This window comes from Vibrio sp. Isolate33 (assembly GCF_022397895.1).
In the GTDB taxonomy this organism is placed as follows: domain Bacteria; phylum Pseudomonadota; class Gammaproteobacteria; order Enterobacterales; family Vibrionaceae; genus Vibrio; species Vibrio pomeroyi.
On the sequence record NZ_JAKEUP010000001.1, the window covers coordinates 533,611 to 553,647 of the forward strand.

The window sequence follows — 20,037 nt, forward strand, 5'->3', positions numbered from 1 at the left end:
AGAATACGCTATATTTTGTAGTGTTTCTTATCTAAAGCCAATAAAACACCAATTCATGCTATCTAAAACGCTCGCGACAACAATCATTTCCTCTTTACTTGGCTTATTTGCGAATTCGGCCTTCGCTGCGACTTCATCAGAAGATCAAATCGCGCCATTGAACTCACTGATGACGGAAAGCTCCGATGTCGTGCTCAGTTCAAAGAAAATACCCAAACCAACAGATGAAAGCCATGTTGAGCTGCTCCCTGTACCAAAGGCTAAAACCTCTGCGGGCGTAGAAAAAATCTGTGCGATCTACCCTCACCTGAAGGACTCTTACTGGCTGTCGGTAAACTACGGCATGATCTCCGAAGCGAAAAAGCAAAATGTAGAGCTTCGCGTACTAGAAGCTGGCGGTTACCCAAACATTTCAAAGCAAGCCTCTCAAATGCAGCTTTGTGTTAAATGGGGCGCAGATGCCATTATCCTAGGCACGGTATCACCGGATGCTTACTACGACACACTAACCAACTGGGTAGGCTCTACCCCGGTTTTTGCAACGGTTAACGAACTGACCTTAAGTGAAAAACAACAAAAAGTATTAAAAGGCGTGGTGGGCGTCGATTGGTATCAGATGGGCTATGACTCAGGAAAATTCCTAAGCGAGTTGCACCCGAAAGGAACCGGTAAAACAGACGTTGCTTTGCTATTAGGCCCTCAAGCAAGTGGCGGCACCAAACCTGTCGCACTTGGCTTCTACGACGCAATAAAATCGAGCGATATTAATATTGCTGTAAGTTACTGGGCAGATAATGATAAAGAGCTGCAAAGAAACTTAGTCCAACAGGTCATTGAGCAGCCTGAAATCAAATACATCGTTGGCAGTGCAGTCGCGATTGAAGCGGCGATCAGTGAGCTTAGAGCAGCTAATAAATCGGACGAGATAGGATTGGTTTCAGCTTATCTCAGCCATGGTGTGTACCGTGGGTTGCTTCGCCACAAAGTACTGTTTTCACCAACAGACAAGATGGTTGAACAAGGACGCTTATCCGTAGAGCAAGCCACGAACTACTTGCGTTCAAAACCTTACGATAAACATGCGGCGCCAGAAATTGAAATTCTGACGCCATCAACACTAAAAGATCAGGTTATTGCCGACTCGCTCTCACCTTCTGAGTTTCGACCTGTATTCAGTGTTCAACCTTAGTGATATATTCGAGAAAGAATTTAGAACAATAAGAATTAGACCAATAATTTAGGGAACATTCATGCAAAAAACAACACGTACAATGCCAACGCATAAGCATATCGCTTTAGTTGCTCACGACCACTTCAAGCCTGAGCTACTAAGATGGGTAAAAGAAAATAAAGAAAAGCTACAAAGCCACTTCCTTTATGCGACAGGCACAACGGGTTCTCTACTAAGCAAAGAGACAGGCTTAGCAATCAAGAGCATGATCAGTGGCCCTATGGGCGGCGACCAACAACTTGGCGCACTTATCTCTGAAGGCAAAATCGATATGCTGATTTTCTTCTGGGATCCATTGAATGCTGTTCCACACGACCCAGATGTAAAAGCACTGCTTCGTATTGCGAGTGTTTGGAACATTCCAGTAGCAACTAACCGCGCAACTGCAAACTTCCTGTTTAACTCTTCATTGCTTGAAGAAGAAGTGATCATCGAGATCCCAGATTACGAAGCGTACCTAGCTGAGCGTACTTAACGCTTACGTTCAATGCGTTACATACTAAAAAGCCTGCTTAATCGCAGGCTTTTTCTTGTCTGAATATATTTTTATTGTCTGAATATAGAAGTGTTGAGTAGAGACTATTTGTCACTCCACACTGCCATTTCGTTGCCGCTGGGCTCTCGAAAGTGGAAGCGTCGACCACCAGGAAAACTGAAGATCTCGCGGTTTACTTCCCCACCAGCCTCAATCACATCACGTTCGGTCTGCTCAAGGTCTTCACTGTAGAAAACCATCAGCGCTGCACCCTTGTCTGCATTGGAGGCCAGATTCGCCAAGTAGAAGCCGCCCATTAAGCCTTTACCTTCGAAAGCAGAATACTCAGGTCCGTAGTCTTCAAATTTCCAACCGAACACTTGGCTGAAAAACGCCTTGGTAGCCGCGATGTCACGCGCTGCAAATTCAATGTAGTTGATTGAGCCATGTTCCATATCTGCTTCCTTTTGCTTTCAGACTTCAGCCTAATGAGAATCAGGCAAAAATGGCCTGAGAATCTAATCTTAGACGATCACCTCAAGTGACATCATTTTTTACGAACCACCGGGTAATCCGAACCATGTAGCTCTTGAACGAAACCAGACCCATCTCCGCTGTGCGTGATCCATACCTTCTCTTTCGCACGAGTCATTGCCACGTAGAAAAGGCGACGCTCTTCAGCATAAGGGAATACGTCTGACGATTCCGTTAACGCACCATCAATATGCAGCTGCTTCTTCTTCGCTGGGAACTGCCCTTCATCGACACAAAGGATAATCACAAAATCGGCTTCTTTACCCTTACTGGCGTGACAAGTCATGAAGTTGATATCGACGGAGGTAAAAATCTTCTTCCAATCTTCTAACAACTCTGGTTTGTGGTAATGGTTACGACCAAGCAACAGCACAGACTTGTTAGTTTTGCCTTTAGACTGTCGGTTCAATTGGTCGAGGATCTTCTCGACTTCTTTACTTGGCGCACTGTACACCGACTTTTGTTTCTGTTGCTTGAAGCTATTCAGTTCTTTCGGCAATTGAATCGGGTTTTCTTGTACAAAGCGATTGGCAACCGCACCTAACTGATTGTTAAATCGGTAAGTGGTATCGAGATGATGAATCGTCGAACTCTCGAAACGATCTTTAAATCCAGTCGTAAGATCGACATCAGCGCCTGCAAATTGGTAGATTGACTGCCAGTCATCACCCACTGCAAAAATAGAAGCTTGGTGCTGAGCTTTCGACTGATTACAAAGCGCTTCAACCAAAGCAAGACGATCTGGTGAGATATCTTGATATTCATCGATCATGATGAACTTCCAAGGCGAGATAAACTTACCTTTTTCCACGTATTGGGTAGCACGGCTGATCATGGTCGAGAAGTCGATATGGTTCTCTTCTTTCAGTGCTTTCTGCCATGCCGTCACACAAGGCCAGCACAGGGAGAGTTCGCTGTTAAGGCGCGTGTAATCTCTGTGATCAATCAGCCGTTGTTGTACTTCTTTTTTGGTTAGGCCTGATGCATTCAACTGTTCAAGTTGCTTCTCAAGCCAACCAATCAATTTGAGGTTTGAAACATGGCTGCCAAGTTCATCATCACCGGTTAGATAAGCAATTGGCCATTTAGACAAGTGCTTTTGCCAGCGCTTAAAGTTGGTTGGCGTCATCCAGTGCTTCTTCAACCAATCAATACACCATGCTTGGCGTTGATTGTCATCCAAGGCTAATGGAGAAATCACAACACGCTCGGTTTCAACCTGATTCAGGATCTTCAAACCTAACTGGTGGAAAGTACTCACTTGTACCTTCTCAGCGGATAAGCCGATTTTACTATCCAAGCGCTGCTTCATCTCTTCAGCGGCTTCGCGACCAAATGCGAGCAGTAGAAGCTCTTCAGCTTGCGCCTGATGACTTTGCAATAAATAAGCGACGCGAGCGGTCAGAACACTGGTTTTACCCGAGCCAGCACCTGCAAGAATCAGGTTATGGTCATCGTTCATCAAAACCGCGTATTGCTGCGACAAGTTCAAAGGAGACGACTCACACTGAGCAAACAACACTTCCCAGTTCTTCCTTTCTGTCTCTAGCCATTGCTGGTTTCGATCGGCTTGCTTGATCTCGGTTTCAGATAGCCAAGGCTGCATTCGCGCGATGCGGTTTGGCATGCGTTGTGCGGCTTCTTCTAAGGTCATGGTCATACTTTCTAAACCAGCGTTGACCATGTCGACCCAAGTGTTGACTTTAGAGTGAGGTAAGAAGGCAGGAAGCTGCTCTAAACGTGTTAACTCGGCTTCCCATTTAGGAACGTGCTCAGCCAATTGTTCACACTGTGTGTCGTGCCATTTTTGATAAGCTGCAACCGATGTACGTGCAAACTGACGACATTGATCCCATGGCAAACCTTGAACTAACCAACTGCGCTGTTTACCGTCTTGTTGGTTAGCAAAAAACTGTAACGATCCCCAAAACAATCCGCGCTTTATCGCGATCTTGCCACTCCAAATAGTAAACGGGATACGTTCTTCACTGCCTACTGAAGATAACAGCAGACGTGAACCATCAAGTTCAACCTGATGATATTCATTTTGAATAAAAAACTGTGCAGTCTTGTTAGCGCTTAGCTGCATTGGAGTGTGCTCTTAATTAGGAATATTGAATTTATATCATGATGCAATGAGAATTAATAATATCTCATATCTTATCGACGCTTTCATGACCACCTACGGGCAATTATGGATAAGTATCAAATTCTTGTGCTTGATTTCTGTTAGGATTATGGTTTTTAGTGTGTCAAGTGAGCGACTGTGGACTTTTCAGCCAAATTACGCCTCTATTGGGCGAATAAAACCATAAATTACAGCGTATTAATTCTCATCACTCTGCTTGGTGTTGTCGTTCCTGCTTGGTATTATGAGCAAAACACACTCATCACTCCATTGATCTTAGGTGTCATCGCCGCTGCACTAGCAGAAAGTGATGACAGCTTTACGGGACGCTTGAAAGCGCTCACCCTGACCTTTATCTGTTTTGCGATCGCCGCCTTTTCTATTGAACTGCTGTTCGACACACCTTGGTTATTTGCATTAGGTCTTTTCGCATCCACATTCTCGTTCATCATGCTCGGCGCAATTGGGCCCAAATACGCCAGTATCGCCTTTGGTTCTCTGCTGGTTGCTATCTACACCATGCTCGGCGCTCATGAAAGCATCAACTTATGGTTCCAACCGTTATTGCTCTTAACAGGTGCAGCTTGGTACTACTTCATGTCAATGATCTGGCAGATTGTCTGGCCAATGCAACCTGTGCAGCAAAACCTTGCTAACGTGTTTGATCAGATTGGCACCTACATGGGATCCAAGGCTGAGCTATTCTACCCAGTATCTGATCTTATCCCTCAGCCGCACCGCATTATTGAAGCCAAATTAAATGCGAGTACCGTCAATGCACTCAACATGTGTAAAGCCACGCTGCTCAACCGTTCTAAGCGCGGACATATTGACGGACCCAGTGACCGATTCTTAAATACTTACTTCATCGCGCAAGACATTCACGAGCGCGTAAGTTCGACCCACTATCGCTATCAAGAACTGGCTAAACACTTTGAGCGCTCTGATGTGCTGTTCCGTTTTAAATATCTGCTGGAAGCGCAAGCGACCGCGTGTAAAGAAGTGGCGAGCTCGCTAAAGGTTGGTGCGGAATATCAACATGGCGATAAATCGGTATTAGCACTTGATGAACTGATGTCTTCACTTAATCATCTGCATCAGCAAAACAAACCAGAATGGAAGCCATTGCTGAGCCAATTGGATTATCTATTCAATAACCTCGCAACGGTTGAAAAGCAGCTGTCGAACATCAGTAACCCAGATGCAGAGAAGTTAGAAGAAGATGTGTTAGACGATACCAACCCGCACACCTTGACTGCGATGTGGCAAAAGATAAAAGCCAACCTGCATACAGATTCGATGCTGTTTCGTCACGCGATTCGTATGGCAATTACGCTAACGCTCGGTTATGGCATTATTCAAGGTTTTGACATTGAACGCGGCTACTGGATTCTACTGACAACGCTATTTGTGTGTCAGCCAAACTACAGCGCCACTCGTCAAAAGCTGACAGCACGTGTCATTGGTACGGTTGCAGGCTTATTGATTGGGGTTCCGCTACTGACCTTCTTCCCTTCTCAAGAGAGCCAGTTAGTATTCATTGTGATCAGTGGCGTGATGTTCTTTGCGTTCCGTATCAACAACTATGGCTTCGCAACTGGCTTTATTACCCTGTTGGTATTGTTCTGCTTTAACCAACTTGGAGAAGGCTACGCCGTAGTGTTGCCAAGACTGGCTGATACCTTCATAGGCTGTGCCCTCGCTGTAATGGCAGTCGTTTATGTGTTGCCTGATTGGCAATCAAAACGACTACACAAGGTGATGGCTGATGCTCTTGATTCAAACAAGAACTACCTCGCGCAGATCATTGGCCAATATCGTGTAGGTAAGAAAGACACATTGAATTACCGCATCGCCCGCCGCAGCGCACACAATAACGATGCGAACCTGACTAGCGCTATCAGTAGCATGTTGGTGGAGCCGGGCAAATATCGAACCTCTGAAGATGAGAGCTTTCGCTTTCTAACGCTGAATCACGCCCTACTCAGCTATATTTCGGCATTAGGCGCACACAGAACGCGTATTGACGACGAATCCACACATAAGCTCGTTCTGGATGCACACCGTGTGATACACGAGCACCTTGATGCTCTGAATGACCAACTCTATTCACATCGTGAACAGTGTGAGGTTAAAAATGCATACGACCCTGAACTTGATAAACGTCTAAGTGAGTGGCGAGAAGAAGATGAAAGCTCTGTCAGAATGGTCTTACAACAACTTCATTTGATATATCGAATGCTTCCAGAACTGCATACGCTAGCGACCAAGTTTGCGGTTAAGGTGAAGATTGATAAACCGCTCGATAAAGCGGATTCTTAATAGACACACAAAATACTGTAAAAACAAAAAGATAGCATTAATCGCACATCTTTTGATCATTTGTTACAGTTATATGTTGCTCTACCAATACCTCTAATTGAGTAGAGCAACTGCTTACCTACCCTTACCCCATAAGGGTTAAGACGATTTTTACGTTGTAGGAATTTTCTGACTTTGATTGACCAAGCCTTAACTTTGCCTAACATTTCTCGGACAAAAAACGACCAGAGGAATTTATAGTTGTCTTAGTTCTAGGAAATTACAAATTTCGTTTAATATTCACTTAATCTTGTTTGATTTCCTGCACCAGTAGTCTATGCTCAATTGAGCATATGGATTTGCACCAAGGTCACATTATGAATACACAACAATTTGAAGCATTCAAACAACAGATTCAGCTTCTTAGCCCGCAGCAATTAAAAGCATTGCAGGGCGAGATTGACGGTAATCTTGAAACGGAACAACAAACTCTTCTTACTGATGAAGAACTAAATGCATTGAACGATCTGTTCAGTTAATAGACAGACGTCACTATTTTAGCTTAAGTACACTGTTTCACTGTAAATTTTACCCCTTCACCATTGCGCTCAAAATATCGTCCACCTAGACTTATTCAACACGTCAATTAAAGGTTCTGCTATGTCGATATCTGGTATTCAATCTGGTTACGCCATTATTCAGCAGTCAAACAACATGGCTGAAGAAGCCGCGCTCGAACTCAATCAAGCCTCTAAACACACTCCAGAATCCGATGATGCTTTCAAAGGCAGTGATCTCAGCTTCAACCAAGTAGAGCCTGAACAATCCATTTCGTTTAAAGACAAAGATCCAGAACCTGTTTCATCCTCAACCGACTCACTATTAAAGCTAACCCAAAGTGCCAGTTATAACCGTGTGGGTGCGAGTGTGGTTGATCGTCAAAACGAAGCGATCGGCAGTCTTCTCGACATCCACATCTAAGCTATACTTGCTGTTCGCACTTGTTTTCAATGTTCTAAATCGACTTGATTCAACCACTTTGGACGCTTTTTGACGCAATAAGCACACAAACTGTAACTCATTATATCTGACGCTTGTTTCTGGTTTATTACTCGGTAGAATCAGCGCAAACCAATTTGCTGCACAAACTTTACTTCATACTATTTATGCCAAAACTAAATCTGCATCGCCGTGACTATGTTTCTATTTTAGGAGGCGACATCTCCGCAGACGAATTAGAAAAAAAGCTTCAACCTCACTTTGAAAAGCCAGTAAACAAGCTGACACCTAGCCCCTACCTGACGGAAAAGAATCTCACACGCCGTTGGGCTGCTATCGATAACGCAGAATCGCAAAAAGAGCTGCTCGACTCGCATACCGAAAGTCAGATTCAAGCTTATGAGAAAAACATCGAACACTTCATTGGAACGGTGAAAGTGCCTGTCGGTGTCTCTGGCCCGCTAAGAGTCAATGGCCTGTTTGCTGAGGGGGATTATTTGGTACCACTCGCAACCACTGAGGCAGCGCTTGTCGCGTCTTACAACCGTGGTTCAAAGCTGATTACAGCTTGTGGTGGCGCAAGTGCGATGTTGCTTAATGAAGGCGTAACACGTACTCCTGGTTTTGCATTCCAAGGTTTAGTTGAAGCAGGACAGTTTGTGGCTTGGGCTGTAACCCAATATGAGCAATTTAAAGCGTTAGCTGAATCAACCACATCACATGGCAAGCTTACCGACATCAATATCAACATCGAAGGCAACCATGTTTACTTGGTGTTTGAATTTCTAACTGGAGACGCTTCTGGTCAGAACATGGTAACCATCGCAACCAATGCCGTGTTTGAATACATTATCGAAAATACGCCAGTTAAGCCTGACCATGCTTTCCTTGATGGCAACTTATCAGGCGACAAAAAAGCCAATACCCAAACCTTGCGCAGTGTTCGTGGTAAAAAAGTCACCGCTGAAGTAAACATTCCTGCTGAGCTTGTTGCTAAGTACTTGCACACCACACCTGAGAAGATGGTGCAGTTTGGCCAGATGACAACCGTTGGTGGTGCTTTGAGTGGCACGATTGGTATCAATGCCCACTACGCGAATGCACTAGCAGCGCTCTACATTGCTTGCGGCCAAGACGCCGCGTGTGTTGCTGAGTCTGCCATCGGTATGACTCGCATGGAACTGAACAAAGAAGGGGGTTTATACGCAAGCGTGACCCTACCTAACCTGATGCTAGGGACTGTCGGTGGCGGTACTGGGTTGCCAAGCCAAAAAGCATGTCTCGATTTGTTAGGACTACACGGTAATGGTAAATCACAAGCCTTAGCCGAAGTCTGTGCTGCGCTGTGTTTGGCGGGCGAGTTATCGATTGTCGGCGCATTCTGTGCAGGCCACTTTTCACGAGCTCACCATAAGCTAGCTCGTAAATAACCTTAATCTAATTTGGCTTGTTCGGTTTTGTCATTCGTGAAAAATCACAAGCCAATCTGAATACGTGAGTTACACATGGATTACTTACACTTATCGAGAGTGAGCCTGAAGCACCTCACTGCGCTGCATATTATGCTGAACACCCACAGTGTGACTCAGACGTCTGAGCAGCTTTGTGTGAGCCCTTCGAGTGTAAGTAAAACACTCTCGCAACTGCGTGACATCCTTAACGATGAACTCTTCTATCGAGACGGCACCAAGCTAATCCCAACACCTTTTGCCTTAAAGATAGCCCCAACCGTTCATGCCATTCTTTCCAGTATGAATGGACTCCTTCATCAGAAGAGTTTTACTCCAGAGGAGTACCAAGGCAGCTTTTCACTCTCGATGCGTGAAAGCACCTTTGAAGTGTTCGCCTCAAAGATCAGTAAAATCACCACAGAACTTGCGCCTAAAGCTAAACTCAATATCTATTCGAAACAGCAACTTGGCTTCGATGCTTTGCTTAGCGGCAAGGTGAATTTGATCTTGTTGCCTCATGATATCTCTCAGCCGCCAACCGATAACAAAGAGCTGGTTTGGGAAACGATTCTTCCTGATGAAATGGTGTGTTTGATGGGTGCCTATCACCCGCTCGCTCAACAAGAGCTGACGGTCGAGGGCTATTTAAATTACAAGCACATTGGTATTTTAGATAATGAACTGTCTCAGCCTTACTTCGAGCAAAACTTAGTTCAATGCCACCAACCGCGAGAAATGGCGATATCGGTAGCGGACTTTGGTGCTGCAGCCGTGCTTTGTCATCACACACCTTTCTTGTTCACCTGTTCAAAGCAATGGGCTGAGCATGCAAAACAAGCACAAGGTTTGGTGAGTAAGCCACTTCCCTTCGATTACGGAAAAGTGGCGTACAGCCTAGTATGGAACAAACCAAACATGAATGATCAAGCGATCAAATGGCTATGTGACTTGTTCTTAGAAGCTTAATCCTTTTAAATACTTAACGGTCTTAGAAGCCTGACTGAGCGTCTAAACAACTTAAAAGCTAGGTATAAACCTCTGGCGTTTGCATCGGTCTTTGAACTATCGTGTAGAGCTTATCGTGAAAGCTCTGCATTTGCTGTTCGGTGCATTTCGGCCAATCTAACGCTTCGCCAATCACACCATGATGTTGAAACGCATTCAGTCGAATTCGAACATCACTTGGTAGAATCTTCAAGTAACGCCCCACCTGTTCAATTTCATCTTCAAGGTCGCTTTTATTCGGAATATGCAGCAACCTAACTTCGTGCAGTTTTCCTTTATCTGCTAAGTAGTTAATGGTTTCAAACACCCTATGGTTGCCTCTGCCTACTAACCATTGATGTGTTTCCGATTGCCATGATTTTAGGTCAATCATCGCACCATCAAGATAAGGCAATATTCGCTCCCACCCTTGCAGTGACAGCGAACCATTACTATCAATAAAGCACGTGAGATGCGCTAACTGTGGATCACTTTTAATTGCTTCAAACAGTTCGATGATAAACGGCAGTTGCATGGTCGCTTCACCGCCAGAAACGGTGATGCCACTTAAGAAAAACTGATTATGCCTAACGAGTTCAAGTACTTCCGAGACCGTCATTGTGGTAATTTTCGGGCTCGACTTGTGATCGCAGATATCAATGCACTGATCGCAGTTGGTGCAGGCTGCTGGGTCCCACTTCACTTGGCCATCAACCATGCTTAGAGCATCGCTTGGACACCCGCTGATGCAGTCTCCACAGTGGTTGCAATGATTAATGGTGTGTGGGTTGTGACAGGTTATACAATCGAAATTACACCCCTGTAGGAACAGTACTAAACGATTTCCCGGGCCATCAACACAAGAAAAGGTCAGCACACGGCTGACCTTCGCTTGTTTTTCTGTCTTATTATTTTTAACCCTAGCCATTTGAGTTGTTAGATCAGAAATTTTCATAATTAATGTGATTCGATTGCAACGCTATTCGTACGTTGGCGACATTTCTAAGCTCGCGACGCGCGGTTTACGTTCTAAAATGCCCGTGTTCTTCGCAGCCTCGGCTCCCAAGAAAGTCGTGTTAGTACGCGAACCTTGCTCGTCGTATTTAGCGATATCTGACAGCTTAATCATGTAGCCCGTCACACGAACCAAATCGTTCGATGCCACGTTGGCAGTAAACTCACGGTAGCCCGCTTGGATTGCGCCTTTGCACAGGTTGAACATCGCTTCAGGATTCGACTTTACTGTTTCGTCGATGGTCAAAATGTCGCTGATACCTGAGGTGTAGAACTTGTGATGACCCGCAGTAGCACGCACGTAAGAGACAGGATCAGGCTCCGTACCATAAGGAATACGCACGCCTGGGGTTACATCTTCATCTAAGCTGATGCCACCTTGAGCGTGCAACAGAGCCTTGCCTTCCAACCCATACTTCACTTCAGAGCTTTCAACAATCTCAGCCAGCTTTTCTGAGATACGATGCCCAAGTTGGTTAGCTTGTTCGTCATGACCATAACGCCCTGCGTTGCCGTCTTTTTCCATCAAGATGTTGACAGCTTCAGCCATGCCGTAAATGCCAAACATTGGTGCGAAGCGATCTTCTTCGATCAAACCTTCTTTGGTTAAGAAGCCTTCGAAGAAATTAGACTCTTCATGCAAGAAACGGCTACGTGCGTTCATCAGCTCAACCATGATACCGCTATAGTTTGGTAGCACTTGCTGTAAGAAATTGGCACTGTCCTCAGACTTCAAGGCCACTTGTTTTAGGTTCATGCGTACTAGCGTATTTGAACCACCCGCTAAAGGTAGCGAGTTGTAGCAGCTCACGATACCAAAACGCTTATCACCATACGCTGCGGCATGTGCAGGATAGTTGGCAATGTGTGGCTTGCTGCATTCACAGATGTTACTCGCTGCATGACGCAACAGATCATCAGGTGTCACAGCTGGGTCGTACATAAAAGTTAAGTTAGGTGCGATCTGCTTGAGCTCAGCATCGACACGTAAAATAGTACGGCAGATGATGTTGTCGGTAGGGCCGATATTCACATGCATGAATGCATCTGGCAGCGTACGATCCAACATAATCCAGAACAGCTTAAGCTTTTGATAAACCTGCTCTTCCGTTAAGTCGCCAACGAAAGGCATCAACACATCATCCAGTTGACCTAAGTAAACCGGAATGGAAGTCACTGATGGAACGTGATGATAGAGGATGGTCAGCATGTTCAATGCTTCGTCGAAATTAGTTGCCGCGCTAAGCTCTAAATACTTTGAGCCTTGATGTAAGTATTTAGAATAATCGGGAAGCACATAACGCGGCTTAAATGGGGCGTGACCTTCAAACATGTCACATAGCACACCTTGTTGTAAGGCTTGCTCTACTTCATTGCTTACCGGCATATACGGCAGGCTCGCTTCAGCTTCTAAGGCAAGATAGCTCGATTTCTGTTTTGGCGACAGATTGGCATCTGAAATGATATTGCTAAAGCGTTGTTGTTGTTCAGAAAGTTGTGGAGAAGCAGATTGGTGGCTCATGATTAAACCCTTAAAATTGTTATGGGCTTATTTTATATCTCACCGTAACATTTCCACTAATGAAATGTATGCAAGACTATTTTTCCAAAATGGAAATTATCTATTTATAATTAGCCCTCATTAAGGATGGGGAGCTTTCGTTTAAAACACGAAGCCGTAAAAATAGAAAACCCACATAACTGACTTTAATGCCGTTGATGTGGGTTTCGTTATTTAGGTTTGCTCTGTCAGAGTTAGCTAAAAGCGATCTCTTTACAGATAAGGGAAGCAATTACAGATGAGGAAGCACTTGTTTGCGTCCAACGCCCATCAGTACTTTTAACTCACCTTGTGGTGTATCAACCGAGAACGGTGTCGACACTTCAACAACAGAGAAACCTGCCGCACTCAATACATTCTCTGAGCGCTGCTGGCTTACGCCATAATCTTCACTGCCGTTTTCTAGATACCAATCCCAGTGGACAAAGATGCCGTCGTTTTCAAGCAATGTGTAAATCAGACTGACTGTGTCTTGTAGGTTCGGGATAAAACCACACACCGAAGAAGCGACCACTAGGTCAAACTGGTTTCTGAATGCTGGATGTTGCGCTGCTAGTCCGCGCGATAAAATATCAACAACCGGTTCAACGTTTGGTAGCTCTTTCTTATCTAACTCTTCAATCATCCCTTCGGAGATGTCGAGTGCGATGATCTCTTTTGCTAAAGGAGATATTTTCTGGCTGAGTAGTCCTGTACCACAACCAAAATCAAGGACACGGGTTCCGTTTAAATCAACGAGCTGTGTCAACTGGTCAAATACGGACTGTGCGAATACTGCGGTCGCGGGATCTTTATCCCAATCAACGGCGTACTCGTCCCATTGTTTCGCCATCATGGCCTCCATCTTTACTTCTTGTAGGTTCGGAACTTCCCCAGAGTAAACCAAATTAGTCAATTCGTCATAGAGTTATCATGCAAAGATGGACTATTTCTAAGATAGTCAGCACAATATTCAGATAATATGCACCGACACCCGCTCAAGATGGAAATGAAATGAACCTTTCTCAAGTCCAAGCCTTTTGTTCTGTTGCTGATTTAGGATCAGTCTCTGAAGCTGCACGCCAGCTCGAATGCAACCGAACCAAGCTAAGTATGTCGATTAAAGCCTTGGAGAAAGAGTTAGATGTAGAACTGTTCGTGCGTAGCGGAAATCACGTCGAGCTGTCTGAAGCAGGCAAAGCCATCTACAAAGACTGTGAAGGCATGTTAGTGACAGCAGCACGCATTAAACAAACGTGCTTGCATGTGTCTGGCGAGTTCAACGCCGAGATATGGATTGCCCGTGACGACTCATTACCCGATGAGATGTGGCAGGATTTATCGCACGCCCTCAATAATAAGTACCCTTCTACCTCATTCAACTTTGTTCTCGCGTCGAGTGGCGACTTAGCCAATTTGGTTGAAACTCAGCAAGTGGATTTCGCTTTTGGTGTCGATTACGAACGTGTCGATGACCCGCGTATTATCTACAACCCGCTTGGCAAGATTCGAATGATGTCAGTGTGCAAGAAAGGACACGATCTGAGTGCGATGCGACGTGTTTCTGATGAGGTGTTAAGAAATTCGATGCAAGCGACCATGGTTTATCTCAATGAAAAGGATAATCCAGAGCTTGAGCCCTTCTCGCGTCGTTACATCGGCTTCTCTAGCTTTGATTTTATGCTGGATACAATTTTGCGTGAAGAAGCATGGGGCGTAATGCCAGAGCCACTGATTCGTCACTTACTACGTGAACAAGAGTTAGCGGTGATCAAACACACCTACGGCCTGACTCAAGAAGATTACTGCATGTTTACCGCGGCAGGTATGGCAGAACACCCAGGTATGAACTGGCTCGCGGATCAGCTCAGCGACTACTTGTTCGATTTCTAATTTTATCTTCCCAATATAAGATCGGCGCGAGCTATTGCCTGCGCCGCCTTTTGCGCTCTCAGACTGATGCAAACTAAGACTGTGTAACTTAATACCGATACAACCTAATGCTGAACCGCTTAGAAAACCATGACGTGATCCACTAAGTAACGCCCTTCTTCCTCAACCAGCACCATTTCAGCCACAAACTCGCCTTTGGCAATGGTATACGCTTGCTTCCACACAAAGGCGATGGAATCAGAACGTCTGAATAGCGCTACAGGCTCACGTTCAGCAAAGAAGCCGTTGCTGTGCTGATAATGATGACACACCTTCTCCAAGTACTCGGGCGTAACGATATCCTTCATTCGCTGTGTAAAGTCTCGGCAGTGTTGAGCATGGTCAACCTTGGTTGAACCTTCCATCAAGTTATCCATGATAGGCGTAGCAATCGCCCATAACTCGCTGTCACTGAGGTTATCAAACTTCATATTTATCCATTCCTTGATACTGATGTCATGCAGCTAAAACCGAACGATTTACGCAACGTATTCGAACGCTAACGTTGCCTTTATCGATATGCTTAAGTTTATGTAAACATTGAGCTCACGAAGCTATACGACACTGATGACTGATATATTTCATTAATCATAAACCATCTATTCTCAGTTGCACACATCCCCTAGAAAACAGTCATCGCCAACTTTATTGACACCTCAACTTCGGTCTAAACCACTGAATTACAATAATTTTACTGAACTACTTAAATAGTACATATAAACGTCATCAGATAAAGTTTGTAAAGTTAGCTCATTATTAGAACAATGAAGTTATCAAAAACATCTGGAAAATATTATGTGTGACAGGAAAAGCCAAAACGAAAATCGAGTACTATTGTTCTCAGCCCTTTTAGCATCAGGCTTCGCTATTGGCGGATTGGTGTTGGGGCTTATCGTTGGCTCTCTGGTCATAGTATTTGACGGTGTCTATTCTCTTATCAGCTTACTGTTAACTTTATTGTCACTAGCTGCTTCAAAATACATTAATCGCCCTTCAGATAGGGAGTTCCCGTTCGGTCGAGCTATCATCGAACCGATTGTGATTGCGATTAAAGCTGTTGTGATTCTACTTGTGGTTGGTTATTCACTTTACTCTGCGATTGGTGCCTTGATGACAGGTGGTCGTGAGGTCGATGCTTCTATCGCAACTCTGTTTGGTATTTTCAACGTGTTGGGTTGTGGTTACGCTTGGTGGTACATCGCTAACAAGAGCAAACGTATCTCTTCAGGTTTGATTCAAGCGGAATCTAAACAGTGGCAGATGGATACACTATTGAGTGTCGCGGTGACAGCTGGTTTCGTCGTTGCGTGGGCAATGACATTCTCGCCTCTTGCGTCATACGCAGTATATGCCGACCCAATGATGATGTTGCTGATGTCTTTCTACTTCATCAAAGTACCGTTCGACATGTTACGCGAAGCAATGCGTGAACTGCTGATGATGTCAGCAACCAAAGACATTTGTGATGCGGTAGATAAAAACGTGGTCGCTGTAGACAAAGAGGCGGATCAAGATTTGGAGCTAATGGGCGTAACTAAGGTTGGTCCTGAACTAAGAATCAACGTTGATATTCATACCAATGACCAAGATGCGATTGCGGTTGATGATATTGAACGTACGCGCCGCCAACTTAAGCGACGCTTATCGAAGATGCCTTATGAGCTTCAATTGAATCTCAATATCGCGAGTTAAGAGTCAAGAAAGCCTCTTACTAACTAAGACTCTGATTGAACCTTTTTAGAAGCCGACGCCGTAACCGTCGGCTTTTTGTCTCTGGTTACCCACCAGCAAGCTAAAGAGCCAATCGTCACCATACAAACGCCCTGCCAAAACGTCATGCTCAGTGACAAACCTAGAATCATGGAAGACAGTAAGGTCGCAAAAATAGGCGTGAAATAAGACATGGTCGCTAGGAAGACCATATTGCCGCCAAGTATCGCTGTATTCCAAAGTGCGTAACCTGCGCCCATACACACACCGGCTAACACTAAGTCGATTGCAGCACTGGTTGTCATCACCATGCCGGTTTCGTTACTCAATGCGTATTTGATCCACAAGGTGATTGCCGTCGCGATAAAGAACAACACGATCGCATTCTGCCCTTTCGCTACTTTCTGAGTGTAATTACAGTAAACCGCCCAAATAATCGCGCCGAAAAACGCCATTGAATAAGTTTTAGGGTTAGTAGCAACATTGGCAGCTATTTGTTCAACAGAAAGTCCCTGATCGCCACTGATACTCCAAGCCACACCAAAGAAGGCTAAGAAGATACTTGGGTAAACCAACCAGTTAATCTTTTTATCGCTGAGCAGGACTGCGAACAATACCGTCAATGCTGGCCATAAGTAGTTGATGACGGCCATTTCCAAGGCTTGATGTCGGTTGTTTGCCATCCCTAAAGCCAGAGCCAAGAAGATCTCATAACAAACGAACAGAGCACCACCAATCAACAGATACGACTTAGAGAAGCGCGATAGCTTAGGTAAACCCATAACACAGACCAACAACAGTGAGCTCACTGTATAAAGGCTGGCTGCGCCACCGATTGGGCCCAGTTGTTCTGATACGCTACGAGACAGCGCGATTAAGCAGCTCCAAAGTAAAATGGCAGCAATGCCGTAGCAGCTATGGCGATGAGATTTCAGCACGCCTCTTCCTTTTCTTTATTGTTATTGGGTAATCGAAGCGAGCTTAAAACAAAAATAGGCTTAAGCACCACTATCGATAACTTGCAGTAGGTAAAAATAAGTAGCCGAGCACATAACTGCACTCGGCTATCAATCATTCACTCAAAAATCTAAAAGCAATTAGCAATTAGCAATTAGCAATTATGCCAATAAGAGTGCTTGCAGGTCAGCTAAAGACTTAACTTGATAATGAGGGTTAATACCTGCTGGTGCCGCTTTCTCTTGGCTGTTCAACCAACACGTCTCAATCCCAAAATCCAAGCCGCCTAAAATATCTGAATGCGGGTTATCTCCGACCATCAATACGCGTTGTTTTGCTGGTAAGCCAACAAGCTTGTGTGCATGTTCAAAGATTTCAGCGTCTGGTTTCGCGACACCGACTTCTTCAGAGATGATCACATGGTCAAAGTAATCGGTCATTCCGGTGCGTTCTAAACGGATAGATTGCAGCTCGGTAAAACCATTCGTGATGATGCCCATGTTAACTTTGCCTTTTAAAGACTCCATCAACTCTTTTGCACCAGGGAGCAGAGAACAGATATCCGCCATTGCGGTCAAAAATGCACTGTTTAGTTCTGCTGTTGTTGTCTCTAACTTTGTTGCCCAGCTTTCAAAACGCGCGTGCTTCAGTTGAGCTGCCGTAATGCGGCCATCTTGGTAATCTACCCAAAGTGGTAGGTTAACTTCTTGATAAACGGAATAATCCTGCTCACTAAAGTCCACACCAAAACGGGAGAACATCAGCTTCATTCCTTGAAAAGCATCAAAATGGAACAAGGTTTCATCCGCATCAAAGAATATCCAATCGTACTTCATTTTCTGTCCTGTTATTCGCGCTGTTGAGCAGTGCTGTGTCTGTTTTTATCGTAGTTTTGCTTAATTTTTCTCTTCGCCTTGTAGGCTGGCAATCACTTTACTCGTAAATCTGTGAGCCTGTATATAAATCTAACAATTTATAGAAAACAAGCAGCAAGTCATGATGTATCGCAAATTTTGCCACATATTAAACCAATACCATACAAGAAATACATTTAAGTACCGGGAGGTATTATGAAGCACTTCTTACCGTCATCTGTCATGCTCACCCCATTTCTTGTTAAATATTATGATGAAGAATCACAAGACACCTCTGATTCTTTAAATTCCGATGAGCCTCAAAAGCCTCAAGTTACATGCAGCGATGACTCAATGGAGATATCGAAAAAAGATGAATTAGAAGCAACTTTGACTGAATAGCCGTTATTTTTCATGGTTATAGAGTGCCATTCTGCGCTTAAATCAATCAATTGCTTGCCATCCATTACTGACAATAAACATATCTGAAAACCATAAAAACGATTGCTATATGAGCCCTATCACAACGCATAACCACAAAGTGGTAGTTCGAAATCAAAGTTGTTCCAGATCAATGGTCGACCAGTTGATTGCCGACACCATGTAGGAAATTAAAAATCATAATTAACGGAGTTTTCCAATGTCTACTGCATTTTACATCCCTACAATCAACTTCATGGGTACTGGCTGTCTGAAGGATGCTGCTGATAGCATTCAGTCTCAAGGCTTTAAAAAAGGTCTGATCGTTACAGATAAGATCCTTAACCAAATTGGTGTAGTTAAGCAGGTACAAGACCTTCTTAGCCAGCGCGGCGTAGACGCAGTTGTATTCGATGGTACTCAACCAAACCCAACTATCACTAACGTTAACGATGGTCTTGAATTGCTGACTGACAACGATTGTGATTTCGTTGTTTCTCTAGGTGGCGGTTCTCCACACGACTGTGCAAAAGGTATCGCGTTAGTTGCTTCTAACGGTGGCAAGATTGCAGACTACGAAGGTGTCGATCAATCTGAAAAGCCTATGATGCCTCTTATTGCTATCAACACGACAGCAGGTACAGCATCTGAAATGACACGTTTCTGCATCATCACTGATGAAGAGCGTCACATTAAGATGGCTATCGTTGATAAGCACACAACACCGCTTATCTCAGTAAACGACCCAGAGTTGATGCTTGCTAAACCTGCATCACTGACTGCAGCAACAGGTATGGACGCGCTAACACACGCAATCGAAGCTTACGTTTCTATCGCAGCAACGCCAATCACAGATGCAGTAGCGATTAAAGCGATTGAACTTGTGCAAGCGCACCTAAGAACAGCAGTATCGCACGGCGAAGACATTGAAGCTCGTGAACAAATGGCATACGCACAGTTCATGGCGGGTATGGCATTCAACAACGCTTCTCTTGGCTATGTTCACGCAATGGCGCACCAATTGGGTGGTTTCTACGACCTTCCACACGGTGTATGTAACGCTATCCTGCTGCCACACGTTCAACGCTACAACGCGCAAGTTTGCCCTGAGCGTCTACGTGATGTTGCAAAAGCAATGGGCGTGAATGTTGAAGGCATGACACCAGAGCAAGGTGCAGAAGCGGCTATCAACGCGATTGTTCAACTAGCAAACGACGTGAACATCCCAACAGGCATCGCGCAGCTTGGTGCTAAGCTAGAAGACATCCCTACTCTGTCTGACAACGCACTTAAAGATGCTTGTGGTTTCACTAACCCTAAACAAGCAACTCACGAAGAGATCTCAGCGATCTTCGAAGCAGCAATGTAATCTAGGCTCTAGAAACCAATCGATATAAACACAAACGGGCTCACCTTCTGAGCCCGTTTTATTTTATCTGTCCAATCCCTTCCAATCTTTGTCTTCCCCACTCCCTAGAGCCTTTAATCAATAGCGACTCACCACGAA

General features: G+C 44.7%; 19 protein-coding genes. 11 read left to right on the forward strand and 8 right to left on the reverse strand.

Annotated features, from left to right (window positions below; all coding sequences use genetic code 11):
* Positions 1-55 precede the first annotated feature (55 nt).
* Positions 56-1,189 carry a TMAO reductase system periplasmic protein TorT gene (gene torT, locus L1D37_RS02180; RefSeq protein ID WP_239846708.1) on the forward strand — a complete coding sequence of 378 codons (1,134 nt, stop codon included), beginning with the start codon at positions 56-58 and terminating at the stop codon, positions 1,187-1,189.
* 61 nt (positions 1,190-1,250) lie between these two features.
* Complete coding sequence (locus tag L1D37_RS02185) at positions 1,251-1,706, forward strand: methylglyoxal synthase (protein WP_017632301.1); 456 nt, start codon at positions 1,251-1,253, stop codon at positions 1,704-1,706.
* Between the two features lie 104 nt (positions 1,707-1,810).
* Here L1D37_RS02185 and L1D37_RS02190 read toward each other — a convergent pair whose 3' ends face one another.
* The gene (locus tag L1D37_RS02190) at positions 1,811-2,161 is read right to left on the reverse strand and encodes a VOC family protein (RefSeq protein ID WP_239846709.1); all 351 of its coding nucleotides are present in this window, start codon (positions 2,159-2,161) and stop codon (positions 1,811-1,813) included.
* 92 nt (positions 2,162-2,253) lie between these two features.
* Positions 2,254-4,329 (reverse strand): DNA helicase IV, encoded by a 2,076-nt coding sequence (gene helD / locus L1D37_RS02195; protein WP_239846710.1) that lies wholly within the window; start codon positions 4,327-4,329, stop codon positions 2,254-2,256.
* A gap of 177 nt (positions 4,330-4,506) precedes the next feature.
* On the opposite strand from helD, the gene yccS reads away from it, so the two are divergent.
* The 5 genes from yccS to L1D37_RS02220 all read left to right on the forward strand — a co-directional run bounded on the left by yccS (position 4,507) and on the right by L1D37_RS02220 (position 10,085).
* Entirely contained in the window at positions 4,507-6,690 is a 2,184-nt protein-coding gene (yccS, locus tag L1D37_RS02200; RefSeq protein WP_239846711.1) for a YccS family putative transporter, read from the forward strand.
* Positions 6,691-7,022: 332 nt separating this feature from the next.
* Entirely contained in the window at positions 7,023-7,208 is a 186-nt protein-coding gene (locus L1D37_RS02205) for a hypothetical protein (protein WP_017629650.1), read from the forward strand.
* Between the two features lie 121 nt (positions 7,209-7,329).
* The gene (locus L1D37_RS02210; protein ID WP_239846712.1) at positions 7,330-7,650 is read left to right on the forward strand and encodes a hypothetical protein; all 321 of its coding nucleotides are present in this window, start codon (positions 7,330-7,332) and stop codon (positions 7,648-7,650) included.
* A gap of 185 nt (positions 7,651-7,835) precedes the next feature.
* The gene (locus tag L1D37_RS02215) at positions 7,836-9,098 is read left to right on the forward strand and encodes a hydroxymethylglutaryl-CoA reductase (protein WP_239846713.1); all 1,263 of its coding nucleotides are present in this window, start codon (positions 7,836-7,838) and stop codon (positions 9,096-9,098) included.
* Positions 9,099-9,173: 75 nt separating this feature from the next.
* A complete protein-coding gene (locus L1D37_RS02220; protein ID WP_239846714.1) occupies positions 9,174-10,085 on the forward strand; it encodes a LysR family transcriptional regulator in 912 nt (303 codons plus the stop codon).
* Between the two features lie 58 nt (positions 10,086-10,143).
* On the opposite strand, the gene L1D37_RS02225 is transcribed toward L1D37_RS02220, so the two are convergent.
* The 3 genes from L1D37_RS02225 to L1D37_RS02235 all read right to left on the reverse strand — a co-directional run bounded on the left by L1D37_RS02225 (position 10,144) and on the right by L1D37_RS02235 (position 13,510).
* A complete protein-coding gene (locus tag L1D37_RS02225) occupies positions 10,144-11,058 on the reverse strand; it encodes a YjjW family glycine radical enzyme activase (protein WP_239846715.1) in 915 nt (304 codons plus the stop codon).
* A gap of 24 nt (positions 11,059-11,082) precedes the next feature.
* Positions 11,083-12,639, reverse strand: coding sequence for a YjjI family glycine radical enzyme (locus L1D37_RS02230; RefSeq protein ID WP_239846716.1), 1,557 nt, complete (start codon positions 12,637-12,639; stop codon positions 11,083-11,085).
* 271 nt (positions 12,640-12,910) lie between these two features.
* The gene (locus L1D37_RS02235; RefSeq protein WP_239846717.1) at positions 12,911-13,510 is read right to left on the reverse strand and encodes a methyltransferase; all 600 of its coding nucleotides are present in this window, start codon (positions 13,508-13,510) and stop codon (positions 12,911-12,913) included.
* 161 nt (positions 13,511-13,671) lie between these two features.
* Here L1D37_RS02235 and L1D37_RS02240 point away from each other — a divergent pair, with 161 nt between their 5' ends.
* Positions 13,672-14,550, forward strand: coding sequence for a LysR family transcriptional regulator (locus L1D37_RS02240; RefSeq protein WP_016797108.1), 879 nt, complete (start codon positions 13,672-13,674; stop codon positions 14,548-14,550).
* 119 nt (positions 14,551-14,669) lie between these two features.
* On the opposite strand, the gene L1D37_RS02245 is transcribed toward L1D37_RS02240, so the two are convergent.
* Complete coding sequence (locus L1D37_RS02245) at positions 14,670-15,020, reverse strand: hypothetical protein (protein WP_239846718.1); 351 nt, start codon at positions 15,018-15,020, stop codon at positions 14,670-14,672.
* Positions 15,021-15,384: 364 nt separating this feature from the next.
* On the opposite strand from L1D37_RS02245, the gene L1D37_RS02250 reads away from it, so the two are divergent.
* Positions 15,385-16,281: a cation diffusion facilitator family transporter gene (locus L1D37_RS02250; protein WP_017629660.1), complete on the forward strand. Its 897-nt coding sequence runs from the start codon at positions 15,385-15,387 to the stop codon at positions 16,279-16,281.
* Between the two features lie 23 nt (positions 16,282-16,304).
* Here L1D37_RS02250 and yddG read toward each other — a convergent pair whose 3' ends face one another.
* Complete coding sequence (gene yddG / locus L1D37_RS02255) at positions 16,305-17,237, reverse strand: aromatic amino acid DMT transporter YddG (protein ID WP_017629661.1); 933 nt, start codon at positions 17,235-17,237, stop codon at positions 16,305-16,307.
* Positions 17,238-17,417: 180 nt separating this feature from the next.
* Positions 17,418-18,092 (reverse strand): pyrimidine 5'-nucleotidase, encoded by a 675-nt coding sequence (gene yjjG / locus L1D37_RS02260; protein WP_065584585.1) that lies wholly within the window; start codon positions 18,090-18,092, stop codon positions 17,418-17,420.
* Between the two features lie 234 nt (positions 18,093-18,326).
* On the opposite strand from yjjG, the gene L1D37_RS02265 reads away from it, so the two are divergent.
* Both L1D37_RS02265 and yiaY read left to right on the forward strand, forming a co-directional pair.
* Positions 18,327-18,512, forward strand: coding sequence for a hypothetical protein (locus L1D37_RS02265; protein WP_239846719.1), 186 nt, complete (start codon positions 18,327-18,329; stop codon positions 18,510-18,512).
* 238 nt (positions 18,513-18,750) lie between these two features.
* Positions 18,751-19,899: an L-threonine dehydrogenase gene (gene yiaY, locus L1D37_RS02270; RefSeq protein ID WP_176679892.1), complete on the forward strand. Its 1,149-nt coding sequence runs from the start codon at positions 18,751-18,753 to the stop codon at positions 19,897-19,899.
* Positions 19,900-20,037: the final 138 nt, after the last annotated feature.